The following is a 14149-nucleotide window of genomic DNA, read 5'->3' on the forward strand; positions in this document are numbered from 1 at the left end:
TGTGTTAAGCAAACAATCCACAGGGGTGCGATCATAGCGGCTTGCGCACAGCGCGACCGAATATAAATATCCACCACTGAACACAGGAAACGACGCTTCCATGACGACTTCCAGCTATCCCGACACCCGCCTCCTCATCGCCAACGAATGGGTCGAAGCCACCGGCGGCAAGACGATCCCGGTCGTGAATCCGGCCACCGGCCAGGCGATCGGCACGGTCGCCCATGCCGCCATCGCCGACCTGGACCGCGCCCTCGCCGCCGCCCAGAAAGGCTTCGAAGCCTGGCGCTTCGTGCCCGCCGCGGAACGCGCCGCCACGATGCGCCGCGCGGCCAACCTGCTGCGCGAACGCGCCGGCGACATCGCCCGCCTGCTGACCCAGGAACAAGGCAAACCGCTGGCCGAGGCGAAGATGGAAGCCATGGCCGGCGCCGAGATCATCGACTGGTTCGCGGCCGAGGGCATGCGCGTGTACGGCCGCATCGTGCCGGCGCGTAATCCGCAGGCGCAGCAGCTCGTGCTGAAGGAGCCGGTCGGCCCCGTCGCCGCGTTCACGCCGTGGAACTTCCCGATCAACCAGGTCGTGCGCAAGCTGGCCGCCGCGCTGGCCACCGGCTGCTCGTTCCTGTGCAAGGCACCGGAAGAGACCCCGGCCTCGCCCGCCGCGCTGTTCCAGTGCTTCGTCGATGCCGGCGTGCCGGCCGGCGTCGTGGGCCTCGTGTTCGGCGATCCGGCCGAGATCTCGGGCTACCTGATCCCGCACCCGGTCATCCGCAAGGTCACGTTCACGGGTTCGACCCCGGTCGGCAAGCAGCTGGCCGCGCTGGCCGGCGCGCACATGAAGCGCGTGACGATGGAACTGGGCGGCCATGCGCCGGTGATCGTCGCCGAGGACGCGGACGTGGCGCTGGCCGTGCGCGCGGCCGGTGCGGCCAAGTTCCGCAACGCGGGCCAGGTCTGCATCTCGCCGACCCGCTTCCTCGTGCACAACGCGGTCAAGGACGAATTCACGCGCGCGTTCGTGGCGCACGCCGAAGGACTGAAAATGGGCGACGGCCTGGCCGAAGGCACCACGCTGGGTCCCCTCGCCAACGCGCGCCGTGTGACGGCGATGACGCAGGTCGTCGAAGATGCGCAGGCCCGCGGCGCCATCGTCGCCACCGGCGGCAAGCGCGTGGGCGGCGCCGGCAACTTCTTTGCGCCGACCATCCTCGCCGACGTCCCGCTGGACGCGTCCATCTTCAACGACGAGCCGTTCGGCCCGGTCGCCGGCATCCGCGGCTTCGACAGCCTGGAAGACGCGATCGCGGAAGCGAACCGCCTGCCGTACGGCCTGGCCGGCTATGCCTTCACGCGCTCGATCAAGAATGCGCACCTGCTGATGAACCGTGTGGAAGTCGGCATGCTGTGGATTAACCAGCCGGCCACGCCGAGCGCCGAGCTGCCGTTCGGCGGCATCAAGGATTCGGGCTACGGTTCGGAAGGCGGCCCGGAGGCGCTGGAGTCGTACCTGAACACGAAGGCCGTGTCGATGGTCGGCGTCTAAGCGCCTGTCCGGTCGGGTGGACACGCCGTGTCCACCACGTGCCGGCGTGACGCAGGCGTGCGCACCAAATGTCCCCGCCGCCGCTGCCGGGCGTTCAGGCCCTGCCCTACGCCGCGTCCAGCACGACGCGGTTACGCCCGTCGTGCTTGGCGCGATACAGCGCCGTGTCGGCCGTCGACAGCATCGTGCCGACCGGCGTCCCCGGGGCGCTCCAGCACCCCAGGCCGATGCTGACGGTGGCGCGCAGGCGCGTGCCGTCGGCCAGCGCCACCGTGTGCGCGGCAAACGCGTCGCAGATGCGCTGGGCGATGGCGCGGGCGTCGTCCACGGCGCAGCCGGGCAGCAGCACGGCGAACTCTTCCCCGCCCAGCCGGCCCAGCACGTCGCCGCTGCGCAGACATCCCGCCGCCAGGCGCGCGAAGCCGATCAGGACTTCGTCACCCGCCGCGTGGCCGTAGGTGTCGTTGACCTTCTTGAAGAAATCGATATCCATCATCAGCACGGCTGCCGGCCACCGCGCCGGCGCGACCAGCACGTTGTCCGCGCGCGCCATGAAGCCGCCGCGGTTCAGCACCTGCGTCAGCGGATCGTGCGAGGCGGCGTGCTGCAGGCGCGCCAGCAGCTCATTGCGCGCGACCATCACGCTCGCCACGGCCAGCGGCGCCAGCGCCGTCAACGTCACGCCGACGCGCAGCGACATGATCGCTTGCGGGGTATCGACCGGGGCGCCGATCACGAGGACGCCGCTGGCGATGGCGAGCAAGGTCCACATCGAAAACAGCAGCGTGATGCCGGCCGTGGCGAACAGGCTGTACGTCAATGCGCACCACAGCATCGCGGGAATCGGAAAGGCGATCACGCCCGGTCCGCCCAACTGGGTCTCCAACCACAGGCTGCCCGCGAAGGCGGCCAGCGGCGCGACCTGTTCGGGGCGCCAGCTGCGCCAGTCGCTGCGGCGCCTGGGGCCGATCATCCGGCGCAGCAGGTCCGGCATGGTCAGCAGCACCGGCAGGATGGCGATGTAATTGACGAGCTCCGTCGAAAACCAGAACGTGAAGCCGTAGGCCGGCGTGCCGCCGAACAGCGCGGGATGGATGAAGAGACCGCCCACCCCGGCCGCCGCCGCCGCGCTCATGGCCACCGGCACGAAGCGCAGCATCGAGCGCGGGTGGCGCAGGCCGCGCACGTCGTCGCTCATGCGCGCGAGCAGCAGATAGCACACCGACACGCCCATCATATTGGTCGACGTGAGCATGAGCGTCTTCGGCCAGCCGTGGTCCATGTACAGGTCGGCCACGATATAGCCGGCTACGGCGCACAGCCAGTGGGCCGGCCGGGGCGGATGGCCGCGCCGCAGCAGCAGACCGACGAGGACGGCGTTCGTGGGCCAGAATGCCGCCAGCACGCCCGGCGGCGCCGTGTAGATGCCGAAGATGGAACAGACGACCACGATCGCGCCGACGAGCAGCGCGTCTTTCAGGTCGAGGCCGGCGCCCGGTGGGTGTGTTTCAAGTGGTGGTTGCACGGCTGGGACGACGGGTGGATCGGTAGAAGCGACTCCGGCAGATTAGCACAGTTCCATATGGAAACTATTGGTTCTTCGGTGAAACGTATTCGAAACGCAACGCGCATCTGCCGCCGCCCCGCATGGCCGGCGGCAGCCGTGGCGTCACTGGTGTCTTGTTATGGCTTGCCGACGCCGATGCCGCGTCCCGCCGTGCTCATGTAGATCACACCGAACGTATTCATGTCGCCCGCCACGAAATGGCCGTTGCCGGACCGCCGTACTGGTGTGCGCTGTCGTTGATGCGCGTCCAGGTCTGTCCCGTATCCGAAGAGCAAGAATCCCCGAAACATATCCGATGAATTTGACCGCACAGGGTGGTGTAACGATGCCTGGACAAATTGTTCAGGCACCTGGCACCTTTCATAAAGGCGTGGCTGCGCCCCGCGCCTCCAGCACTCGGTCGATCAGGCCGTATTCCGCGCCCTCGGCCGCGGACATGTAGCGGTCGCGGTCCGTATCCTTCTCGATCCGCGCGAGCGTCTGCCCCGTGCGCTCGGCCAGGAGGGTGTTCAGGCGATGCCGCTGGTACAGCATCTCGCGCGCCTGGATGTCGATGTCGGCCGCCACGCCCTGCGAGCCGCCGTGCGGCTGGTGGATCATGATGCGGGCGTTGGGCAAGGCGTAGCGCTTGCCGGGCGCGCCGGCGGCCAGCAGGAACGAGCCCATGCTGGCGGCGAATCCGGTGCACAGCGTGGACACATCGGGCTTCACGAACTGCATCGTGTCGTAGACGGCCATGCCCGCGTACACGGACCCGCCCGGCGAGTTGATGTACAGTGCGATGTCCTTGTCCGGATTGTCCGACTCGAGGAACAGCAGCTGCGCGACGATCAGGTTGGCGGATTGCTCCGTCACCTCGCCGACGAGGAAGATCACCCGCTCCTTGAGCAGGCACGAGTAAATGTCGAAGGCGCGTTCGCCGCGTCCTGTCTGTTCGATGACGGTGGGCACGAGGCCGAGGCCTTGGGGGAAACGCGATGTCATGATGGTCCTTTCGTGGCAAGTCGAATCGCAAAATGGATTCGCTGCCCGCATGACGCTCGCCGCGCACCGCCGTGTGACGGCAAAAAAATAAATCGCCGCCGTGTCACATCCGGCCGCCGCCGCGCGTCAAGTGGCACCACCACCGCAACGAGGAGAATAGCGATGCCATGTATCACCGATACCGACGTCACCGATACCGACGGCGCCCTGTTCGAACGACTGCGCCCGCGCCTGAAAGCGATCAGCGTGCGGATCGTCGGCAGCGAGGCGGACGCCGAGGACGTCGTGCAGGACTGTTTTCTCAAATGGCATGGCGCGGACCGCGACGCACTGGCGACGCCGGCGGCCTGGCTGACGACCGTCGTGCGGCACCAGTCGATCGACCGCCTGCGCCAGCGCGTGCGCGACGCGGCGGCGGCGCAGGCCGCGCTGGAACTGGTGCCCGCCGCGGCGCCCGCGCCGCCGGAAGACGGCCTGCTGCGGCGCGCGGCACTGGCCGGGGCGCTCGCCCGCCTGCTGGCCTGCCTGTCGCCTGCCGAGCGCCTGGCGTTCGTGCTGCACGACGTATTCGACTGCGGCCATGCCGACATCGCGGCGGCACTCGGCCTGAGTCCGGCGAACGCGCGCCAGCACCTGTCGCGCGCGCGCCGGCGCCTGCGCGCGCACGCGGACCAGACGCCGCCTGACGAGAAGCTGTGCCGCGAGCTGATCCGGCGCTTCCATGCCGCGCTGGACGGCCGCGACGTCCCCGCGATGATGACCTTGCTCAGCGACACGCAGCCGATGGCCGTGCGCGCGGGCACGCGGGCGTGTGCCAACGATGCGGTCTATGCCGTGCTGGCTGCGGCTTAGTGCGGCTGCCAGGGCCGCCACACGGAGGCATGCGGAAGTCTGCTATCGGGCCGTGCGGTCAATCGGTTGTGACTGCCGATACGTTTTTCTCGCATGGCGAGATGCGATGCGGGGATAAATGGCCGGGTTCGGCCAAAAGCAGACAATAGATAAACCAGGAATGAAAAAATATCTACTTTATGGGTATCTTGGGGTGATGTTCACCTGCCTCCTTGGCGCAGGAAATTTGACAGAAACATACCAAAAGCCTGTAGTTGCCCTCGGAGTGTTTCTTTTCGGCATTTTTTTGACAATAGGAATGGCTTTCGTTTGGCGTAAAAAAGCTCCCTTGCAAGGACGCGGGCTGAACGTTGAGTTTTCGAAACACCCGATCGTCTACGGCATTTGGCTGCTCGTGGTCGGTGGCTTCGGACTTGCCATGGTCGCTGCTGCAATGACCTTTACGATTTCGCATGCGTTCGGGATCGTTCTCGTCCCCTGGCTAAATTAACTGTAGAGCGTCACTATCAGTTAAGCCCGCCAGCGGACGAACATCGCCCGCATTGCGGGCGTTTCATTTCAGGCGGCGCCGGGCTTCGTACGCTTGCGCAGGCGGCCCATCAGGCCCAGGCCGGCCGCCACCAGCGCCAGGCTGGCCGGTTCCGGCACGCTCCCTGGCACGGGGGCTGGCACGACTTCCTGGAAGCCCGAGCTACCCGATTCGAGCAGCGCCAGCAGGCCCGGATCGATCTGGCCCAGTTCGACGCTGCCCGACTGGATGGCGTGGGATCGCGGCAGCTCGCCCGGCTGCGCAAACAGATACGTGCTGAACTCGCGGCCCGACAAGGTATAGCTGGCCGAGCCCGTGTCAAAACCGAAATACAGGTAGATATCCCCATGGTAGTCGCCGATGTTCTCGGACCAGGCGTCAAAGCTGGTCGGGCCGCCATTGGTCGTGATCGAAGCCGACGTCACGTTCGAGTCGAAGGCGGGGATATAGTTTTGGTAGCCGGTTTGAAAGTCGTAGAACGCGATGGCCTGGTTGGTCGTGTTCTGGACGAACCAGCCGGTCAGCGGCAGGCCGTCGTCGAACGTCACGTTCTTGAAATCGTACTGGATAAAGGCGGCCGACGCCGACATCGACACGCAACCGGCAAACGCGAGAACGAGCAATTTTTTGAGCATGGTTGACTCCGTGGTTGGGGAGCCAGAAGCGACGCAAGAACCGTGCCGCAAAAAAATCCGCAAATAATCAACCACCTAATCGGCAAAAACGGTAGCAGGTGCGGATATCTGTAAAAACCGTCGACATTCCTATTGCATGGCAGCTGCGCCGGCGCCCCAATTACCCCATTTTTTATTCGTCCAGCGGCAGCGTACAATCGCGACCACTTCACTTCTGATCATTTCATTTTTTACGGATGAAAGAAAAGTGATTCGATTTGCCTTGAACGCATCAGTTCTTACACTTGAATGATCCGGACCGTCTTCCGCGCTGAATGTCTGCAATGGGCCCGGTTCCGGTCGGTCGTGATCGTTCGAGACTTTCCGCTCATGCAACCTGCCATGTCCGGTTTATAAATCCTCTAGAACGCGTCAAATACCGGACCGTCGCAAAAGGAATGCTGGCCTGGTTCGTAAGTGCGGCGATGGCGGGATCCGTTATTTCAATGACGATCGCAGCGACGGATCATTTGATGCGGTAGCCTGAGACATCGGACGGTACGCAATGGGGTCGAGTGTCTGAAAAAACTCTACTTCATCATTCTTCCGAAAACACTGAGGTTCATAGCACACAGAGTCCGGTCGCTCGAATCGGAAAGCAGTTTTCCGTCTGCGCCGCGACGAAATCCGGCAGCGCTTCCGAGTAACTATGGCAGTAGCACCCATCGTAATGCAATTCCTGCCACTGGCGCACCATCCCCACGCAACCGCTGTTCGACAAGATCACCTTGACGGGACAGCCGTGCTGGACCGCCATCCGGACGTGCTTGAAGGGCACCTCGAAAAACCTCGGCTGACCTGACGCCGGCTGGGTAAAATCCGGACATCGAACCCAGCCAGCGAGTGTCGTCATGATGAAACCCCGGATCAGCCTTTTTGCCGAGCAGGAGCGCGAAGACCCGCGAGCAAAAATAGGCGATCCTTTGGTAGGCCTGGCCAAACACGTCGATTTCGACGCACTGGCCGCTCGCATTGATGCAGCCGCGCCGAGGCCTTCTCGTGCCAAGGGTGGTCGTCCGCCTTACCCGACAGTGCTGATGATCAAGATCCTGGTGCTGCAACAGTTGTACAACCTGGCCGACGACGCCCTGGAGCACCAATTGCTGGACCGCCGCAGTTTCCTGCGTTTTCTCGACCTGACCGAGAGCAGCAGCATCCCCGACGCCAAGACGATCTGGCTGTTCCGTGACCGACTGGCCCAGGCCGGCGTGGGCAATCAGGTATTCGAGCAAGTCCAGCAACAACTGCTGTCGCAAGGTTATTTGGCGCGCCGCGGGCAAATCGTCGACGCCTCGCTGGTGCAAGCGCCGATCCAGCGCAACAAGCGAGAGGAAGCCGGGACGGTCAAGGAAGGCACGATGCCGCTGGGTTGGAAACCACACAAGCGCGCGCAAAAAGATGTCGATGCGAAGTGGACCAAAAAGCACGGCAGGAATCACTTCGGCTACAAGCTGCACGCCAGCGTCGACAAGCGCTGCAAGCTGATCCGCAAGATCGCCCCCGAGCAATACTAGCCGCGACATCTATGCCGATCGCGGCTACCCCAGCATTGAAAGGGAAATGAGGTTGAAGCAAGCCGGCTGGCGCGTGCACATCCAGCGACGAGGCCACGCGACCAAAGGTATTTCCGAGACACAGAAACAGCGTAACCGCGGTATCGCTACGCCGCGTGCTCGTGTCGAGCATGTGTTTGGCGCCTTGGCCCAAATGGGCGGCAAACTGGTGCGTTGTCTGGGGATCGTACGCACCACATTCGTCCTGCAGCTAAAGGCCGCCGGTTATAACCTCAAGCGCCTCGTCTTTTTGAAGGAACACGGCGTAGCACCGTTCTGAACCAGCAGTTTGGCAGCCTGCGGCTGCCAAACTGACCTCATCCAAGTTCACGTAACTATCGACATCCCGACGACGCGCCGGCATGGCGACGCCGAATCAAGCCTGAGATTGCCTCGCTCATGCCGACAATCGGGTTATTCGAGGTGACCTTCAGGGCCGCTTGGTCATCGCTCCAACGGCGTCGGCCACTCTTTCGGGAAGAGACAAATTCGGTATCAAGGGCTCCAGCGCAATCCATAGCTCTTTGCCAACTCTTCGCCTGCATGCCCCCTACGAAAACCCCGGCATTGCCTCACGTCCAATTGGGTTAGCGACTCTAAGCGGCTAAAACCGTTTCGACGTCTGGGAGCCGCGAGGGCCCGCACTTCAAGTAGCAACAATAATGAACCGAAAAATCCATCTAACATTACATTTTGGAAATGTTACATTTTGGTAGAATTTTAAGCGATGTTGCGAATTAGAATTATTGACAGTTCGGCAAACTGAAAGCAGTCGAAAGAAGATATTAACTAGCCAGATGCATCTTACTCCGCGATTGGCGTTATTAAAAAATCCGGAGGGAGGCTAACTATCGATAGTCAGTTTGGAGGGGAATTTTCTATTAGAAACTTCGCTAAAGAACTTACAAAAAAAGTTCAACGCGAAAAATTTTTATGCGGCGTACGCCGGATGGAAGAAAGATTTACCGTTAATATACCCGAACAAGTATCGGTCGTTTCCCTACCAGAAAATGTTTCCTATGAATACGCATCCATAAAATATAATTCTAGCTATCAAAAATTAGGCAACAAAGTATTAATATCGAGAATTCTCCAGAATGATACTCCTCGACTGGAGTGCAGCAATAACAATACCTTTGATTTGAAACGATTGGCAAATTATGTTCAAGCTGATCTTGAAAAACCTTTTCAATATCGATTTGTAGTAAACGAATAGTATTGTTTGTGCATATAGATAATTGTTTGGTTTCGTGTGAGATTTGCCGTGTCGAAACCAACCTTTGTTTTGTGCAAGAGCTATGCTGGAGGACTTTAGGGGCACCTCGAAAAACCTCGGCTGACCTGACGACGGCTGGGTAAAATCTTGACATCGAACCAGCCAGCGAGCGTCGTCATGATGAAACCCCGGATCTGCCTTTTTGCCGAGCAGGAGCGCGAAGACCGGCGAGCAAAAATAGGCGATCCTTTGGTAGGCCTGGCCGAACACGTCGATTTCGACGCACTGGCCGCTCGCATTGATGCAGCCGCGCCGACGCCTTCTCGTGCCAAGGGTGGTCGTCCGCCTTACCCGACAGTGCTGATGATCAAGAATCGGGTTATTCGAGGTGCCCTTAAGTCTATCGTTTCGAGTCAAATTTCGCCAGATTTAATAATGCGCCAGATCTTGATAACTAGAAAAGGGGTAATTATAGAAAGCGAAATAAATTGGAAAATTAAACTACTCATCTCAGTGTCAGTCGTGCCGCAAGTAGATTGATTTGGATCATAACTAGAGTATGAGACCTGTAATGAAGCCCCAAGCTTCGCATTGGCACAAGCGCCAAACCCGCAAGTCGAAGCCGATTCAGTACCTACGTAACGTTCTTTTCCAACAAAATACTCATATTCTATCAATCCATGGTTAGAGCAGTTCGTTGAAATTACATGGGCAATGACGGACTGCTTTGTTCGCTCTATCGTCGATATTCGATTATATTTTTCAAGAATAACAAAAAAAGGAAAAAATAATCCTAATAAACATACAACGGCGAGGATATACCGACCCTTAGCTGATAAGTATAATTTGGTGGTCATAAATCAACTGAAACGCAAATTTAAAAATCACAAAGAAGTTCACGAAATATAAGACTATATCACACTTAAGGAAGTGCTGATTTAATCGGTTTTTTGCTGCCACGCCGATCGTAAGTCGTTGATTTATAAAAAAATTTATTATCGCGCAGTTAATAAATCAGTCGCTCCTTAGCAAAGAGTTGTGAATAGCGCTGGTGGCCTTGATACCGAATTTGTCGCCTCCCAAAATGGTGTCCGACTCCGTTCGATCGATGACCAAGCGGCCCTGAACGACATCTTGTATGTCCTATAGACAGGCATTCCTTGGGATGCGTTGCCGCTAGAACTGGGCTTTGCCAGCGGAATGATGTGTTGGCGCCGACTACATGAATGGCAGCCTGCCGGGGTTTGCGCGAAGCGACATCTGGCCATGTTGTAAAGGCTGCGCGAGTACGACCAAATTGATTGGAGTCATGCCAATATTGATGGGGCGGCGTAGCCAGCCCCAGGGACCAGGAAACTGGCCCCAACCTGACTGACCGAGGAAAACTCGGCAGCAAACGTCATATCGCCGTTGCAGGAAATCAGTGCCGTCATCGGCCTGTCGAGCACGTCGTGCTGGAACCGGATCAAGCGGATGAGCAACAACAGCCTGCTGCAGACCTATACGGTCAAGGTCGACGTCGAGCTCCTCGGCTACCAGAACACCGTCATCGTGCAGGTCACGCTCGACAACAACAGCGAGGAAACGTTGTACGAATTCGGGCGCGCGCCGCAGGAGATACCGGAAGTGCTGGAAGAACCGCTGATCTCGGGCGACTATGACTATTTCATCTGCATCGCCGTCAACAACACGAAGGATTACGAACGCATGCTGCGCGAAAAGCTGTACAAGATCCACGACACCCGCCACAGCAAGTCGAATCTCGTGTTACGCACGCTGAAGCGCGTCGATACGCCGCTGGACTGATCCGGCCCTGCGTCCCTCTATCACGAACACAAACGCGGCGTAGCGACGATGCGCAAGTGCCCCCCCCTGTTCCGATTGAGCTGACGCAATCCTGCCCCCGCCATCTGTCCCGATACTTGATGCATCCCGCATACAACCGCATCGAGCAAAGGGCGTGACGAGAGGCCAACATGAAGCGTGAAAACCGGCGTCCGCCGCGAGCGCGGCTCATGAGAGTCAAGAGTCCGAGTGAAATTCTCGCGACATTGGATGAAGAAGGAAAACTCGATGGCCTGCCGTTCATGCCCGAAATGGTGGCGTATTGCGGATCCTGCATCCGCGTGCTTCGAAGCGCGCGCCGGACGTGTGTCGTCGGCCATGGCTTTCGCGAAATGAAAGACGCTGTCTTTCTACAGGACGCCCGCTGCGACGGCAGTTTTCACGACCAGTGCCACCGTGCCTGCCTGCTGTTCTGGAAACAGGGTTGGCTGGCGCCGGCAGAGTCGGCTCCCGTCGCCCAGCCCGCGGCCGACTGGCCAGCGCACGATGCCGCGGCGGCGGCGCGGCTGCGGCGCCTGCCCACGCGCGACGGCGCGCGCTACGTGTGCCAGTCGACGGCGCTCGAATCGGCGACGACGGCCCTCCATCGCTGGGACGTCCGTCCCCTGCTCCGCGAAATCCTCGCGCGCGAGTTGTCGCTGTCCGACTTCGTCCGCATCCTCTTCCGCACCTTGTGGCGACGGGCGGGCGGCGGCAAGCAGGTCCAACTCATCGGCGTCCCGGGACCGAAGAGCCGCGGCAGCCTGAACTTGCGGCAGGACGAATGGGGCGCCATCAAACCCATTGATGAGCTCCGGCGCAACCTCGATGAAAAAGGAAGGAATTGCGGACTGACCTTTCCCCCGACCATGCATCATGCGATCGGCGGCCGTTACCGGGTCGCCTTCCCGGTCCGTCAAATCATCCTCGAGAAAACGGGCATGATGATAAGACTCGACAATACCGTCGCACTCGACGGTTTGCTGTGCGAAGGCATCGACGTGGCGAAGTGTCCGCGCGCGGAATTTTTATATTGCCGCGAAAGCTGGCTGAGGCGCGATGCGGCGCCGGCCGATCGCCCTGGCGCGAACCGCGGCTGACGCGTCCCGCGAGGCGTGCCGCGAAGGCGCTTGCTGCGGCGCTATAATGGGCTCATCATTTCCGGCCGAACCCGCTCGCGTGCCCTGAACACATGCATTACGCCCTCGCGCCCCGCACGCTCTTCTTCAGTCATTATTTCTACACCGGCCTGCGGATCGCCGCCGGCGTCGTCGGCCTGACGGGCCTGGTGTACCACTTCGCCGACCTGCCGACCGCGATGGCGGTGGCGATCGGCGCGCTGTGCACCAGCATGATGGACCTGCCGAGCCCGTTGCGCCACAAGTTCAACGAGATGCTGGCGGGGGTGCTGACGTCCTCGCTGGTGGCGCTGCTGGTCGGCCTGTGTTCGCCCGTGCAATGGCTGCTGCGCACCGTCATCGTCCTCGTGTCTTTTCTGGCCAGCATGATGACGGTGTACGGCAGGAAGGCGATGCCGCTGCAGTTCGTCGCCCTGTTCGTGATGATGCTGTCGAGCGGCGCGGCCGCCACGCCGCTGCAGGCGTTGCGTCAGGGCGCGCTGTTTTTTGCCGGCGGCGCCGGCTACATGGCGTATGCGATGGCCGTCGTGTGGATCCTGCGGCGGCGCCTCAAGCAGCAGGTGCTGGCCGAAGCGCTGTACGAACTGGCGAGCTACACCTGCATCAAGGCCGGCTGCTACGACATGGCCAACTTCCTGCCGGCGCAGATGGAAAAGCTCGTGCGCCAGCAAAGCGCGCTGGCCGAGCGGCAGCAGGCCTCGCGCGACCTGGTCCTGCGCGGCAAGCCGAAAGCGGCCGAGGCCGTCCTGGTGCAAGTGCACTACGCCATGTTCGACCTGTATGAACTGGTGCTGTCGACGCATACCGATTACGCCCTGCTGCGCCAGCATTTCGCCGGCGGCCCCGTGCTGCCGCTACTGGGCGACCTGATCGGCAAGGCGGCGCGCGACATCGAATCCGTCGCCTATGCGATGACGCGCAACCGGCCCTCGCATGCCGCCGTCGACTACGGCGACCCGTTGCGCGCGCTCGACGCGGCCCTGCGCGCCCTGCCCCCGGCCGACAGCGACGACTTCAATGCGCAGGCGGTATTGCGCGCCACCTCCAACAAGATCCGCGACATGATCGCGATGATCGCGCGGCTGCATGAGGCCAGCGCGGCGACCCATGGCACGCTGCCGATGGCGGCCGGCGCGGACCTGACGCCGTTCCTGACCCAGCAGCGCTACAGCATCGGCATCGTGCTGTCGCACCTGCGCTGGACGTCGCCGACGTTCCGCTTCGCGCTGCGGGTGGCCATGGCGATTTCGGTGGGCCTGCTGTCGGCTGAATGGCTGCCCTACAAGTCGCACGGCTACTGGACGGCGCTGACCATCGCCGTGATCCTCAAGCCGAACTTCAGCATGACCCGCAAGCGCCGCACCGACCGCCTGATCGGCACGCTGGTCGGCTGCTTGTTGACGGCCGTGATCCTGCATGTCGTCCACGCGCCGGCCGTGCTGATCGGCGTCCTGTTCGTGGCGACTGCGGCCGGCCCCACGTTCCTGTCCATCAAGTACCGCTACACGGCCATCGCCGCCAGCATGCAGGCCCTGCTGCTGATCGGGCTGACGGTGCCGCACGGCGCCGGCGCCATCGAGGAGCGCCTGCTGGACACGGTGCTCGGCACGCTGATCGCCACCTTCTTCAGCTACGTGCTGCCGAGCTGGGAATACCAGGACCTGCCGCGCCTGGTAGATGCGGTGGTCGATGCCAGCCGCACCTACCTCGATGCCGCCGCCGACCTGCTGCAGGGGCGCGCGGTCGACGACTTCCGCTACCGGATCAACCGCAAGCGCTTCATGGACAGCCTGGGAAATCTCAGCGCCGCGCTCGGGCGCATGCTCGACGAACCGGCGGCCCAGCAGCGCGCTCCCGCCGAACTGAACCGCTTTACGGTGCAGAACTACCTGCTGATGGCCCATATGGCGGCGCTGCGCCTGCTGCTGCTGCGCTACGCGGCGAATATGCCGCGCGCGGAGGTCGAGGCCGCGCTCGACGGCGCGTTCGCCAAGGTCAGGAGCAACCTCGGGGCCCCGCCGCCGGCGGACACCGCGGCGCCGGACGGCCGCACCGTCTGGATCGCGGCCTGGCCCGGCTGGGCGCCGCTGCAGCGACGGCTGCGCCTGCTGCAGCAGGATGCCGCGCTGGTGGCGCTCAGCAGTGCCGCGATCGACGGCGTGCTGGGCCGGGATGCCCATCGCCCCGCCTCAAAAACCGCGCGCACCGAATGGAACTAAAGGTCGCCGAATCCGCTCTGTGAGTCATGATCCTGGCGCGGACACG

The 14149-nt window shown here is 61.7% G+C and carries 10 protein-coding genes and 3 pseudogenes; 9 read left to right on the top strand and 4 right to left on the bottom strand.

Going from position 1 to position 14149, the window contains the following annotated elements; all coding sequences use genetic code 11:
* Positions 1-100 precede the first annotated feature (100 nt).
* A complete protein-coding gene (locus tag U9J41_RS16845) occupies positions 101-1546 on the top strand; it encodes an NAD-dependent succinate-semialdehyde dehydrogenase (protein WP_322403334.1) in 1446 nt (481 codons plus the stop codon).
* A gap of 106 nt (positions 1547-1652) precedes the next feature.
* Here the strand turns inward: U9J41_RS16845 and U9J41_RS16850 are convergent, their stop codons facing one another.
* Both U9J41_RS16850 and clpP read right to left on the bottom strand, forming a co-directional pair.
* Complete coding sequence (locus U9J41_RS16850) at positions 1653-3071, bottom strand: GGDEF domain-containing protein (protein WP_322403335.1); 1419 nt, start codon at positions 3069-3071, stop codon at positions 1653-1655.
* 402 nt (positions 3072-3473) lie between these two features.
* The gene (clpP, locus tag U9J41_RS16855; protein WP_322403336.1) at positions 3474-4097 is read right to left on the bottom strand and encodes an ATP-dependent Clp endopeptidase proteolytic subunit ClpP; all 624 of its coding nucleotides are present in this window, start codon (positions 4095-4097) and stop codon (positions 3474-3476) included.
* A 162-nt stretch (positions 4098-4259) separates the two neighbouring features.
* On the opposite strand from clpP, the gene U9J41_RS16860 reads away from it, so the two are divergent.
* Both U9J41_RS16860 and U9J41_RS16865 read left to right on the top strand, forming a co-directional pair.
* Complete coding sequence (locus tag U9J41_RS16860; protein WP_322403337.1) at positions 4260-4949, top strand: sigma-70 family RNA polymerase sigma factor; 690 nt, start codon at positions 4260-4262, stop codon at positions 4947-4949.
* A gap of 118 nt (positions 4950-5067) precedes the next feature.
* Positions 5068-5439: a hypothetical protein gene (locus U9J41_RS16865; RefSeq protein ID WP_322403338.1), complete on the top strand. Its 372-nt coding sequence runs from the start codon at positions 5068-5070 to the stop codon at positions 5437-5439.
* Positions 5440-5507: 68 nt separating this feature from the next.
* Here U9J41_RS16865 and U9J41_RS16870 read toward each other — a convergent pair whose 3' ends face one another.
* Positions 5508-6113, bottom strand: coding sequence for a PEP-CTERM sorting domain-containing protein (locus tag U9J41_RS16870; protein ID WP_322403339.1), 606 nt, complete (start codon positions 6111-6113; stop codon positions 5508-5510).
* A gap of 655 nt (positions 6114-6768) precedes the next feature.
* Positions 6769-7125, bottom strand: a pseudogene (locus tag U9J41_RS16875) (thiamine pyrophosphate-dependent enzyme); the annotation flags it as partial.
* Here U9J41_RS16875 and U9J41_RS16880 point away from each other — a divergent pair.
* The 6 genes and pseudogenes from U9J41_RS16880 (at position 7007) to U9J41_RS16910 (ending at position 14103) form a co-directional block, all read left to right on the top strand.
* Positions 7007-7985, top strand: a pseudogene (locus U9J41_RS16880) (IS5 family transposase). The pseudogenes U9J41_RS16875 and U9J41_RS16880 overlap by 119 nt on opposite strands.
* A 1113-nt stretch (positions 7986-9098) precedes the next feature.
* A complete protein-coding gene (locus tag U9J41_RS16890) occupies positions 9099-9461 on the top strand; it encodes a hypothetical protein (RefSeq protein ID WP_322403342.1) in 363 nt (120 codons plus the stop codon).
* Positions 9462-9998: 537 nt separating this feature from the next.
* A pseudogene (locus U9J41_RS16895) lies at positions 9999-10333 on the top strand (transposase); the annotation flags it as partial.
* Positions 10332-10727, top strand: a complete 396-nt coding sequence (locus U9J41_RS16900) for an Lrp/AsnC family transcriptional regulator (protein WP_322403343.1) — start codon at positions 10332-10334, stop codon at positions 10725-10727. The pseudogene U9J41_RS16895 and the gene U9J41_RS16900, both read left to right, overlap by 2 nt.
* Before the next feature lie 170 nt (positions 10728-10897).
* The gene (locus U9J41_RS16905) at positions 10898-11845 is read left to right on the top strand and encodes a hypothetical protein (RefSeq protein WP_322403344.1); all 948 of its coding nucleotides are present in this window, start codon (positions 10898-10900) and stop codon (positions 11843-11845) included.
* 92 nt (positions 11846-11937) lie between these two features.
* Complete coding sequence (locus U9J41_RS16910) at positions 11938-14103, top strand: FUSC family protein (protein ID WP_322403345.1); 2166 nt, start codon at positions 11938-11940, stop codon at positions 14101-14103.
* Positions 14104-14149: the final 46 nt, after the last annotated feature.

It is taken from the genome of Massilia luteola (assembly GCF_034420155.1).
Taxonomy (GTDB): domain Bacteria; phylum Pseudomonadota; class Gammaproteobacteria; order Burkholderiales; family Burkholderiaceae_D; genus Telluria; species Telluria luteola.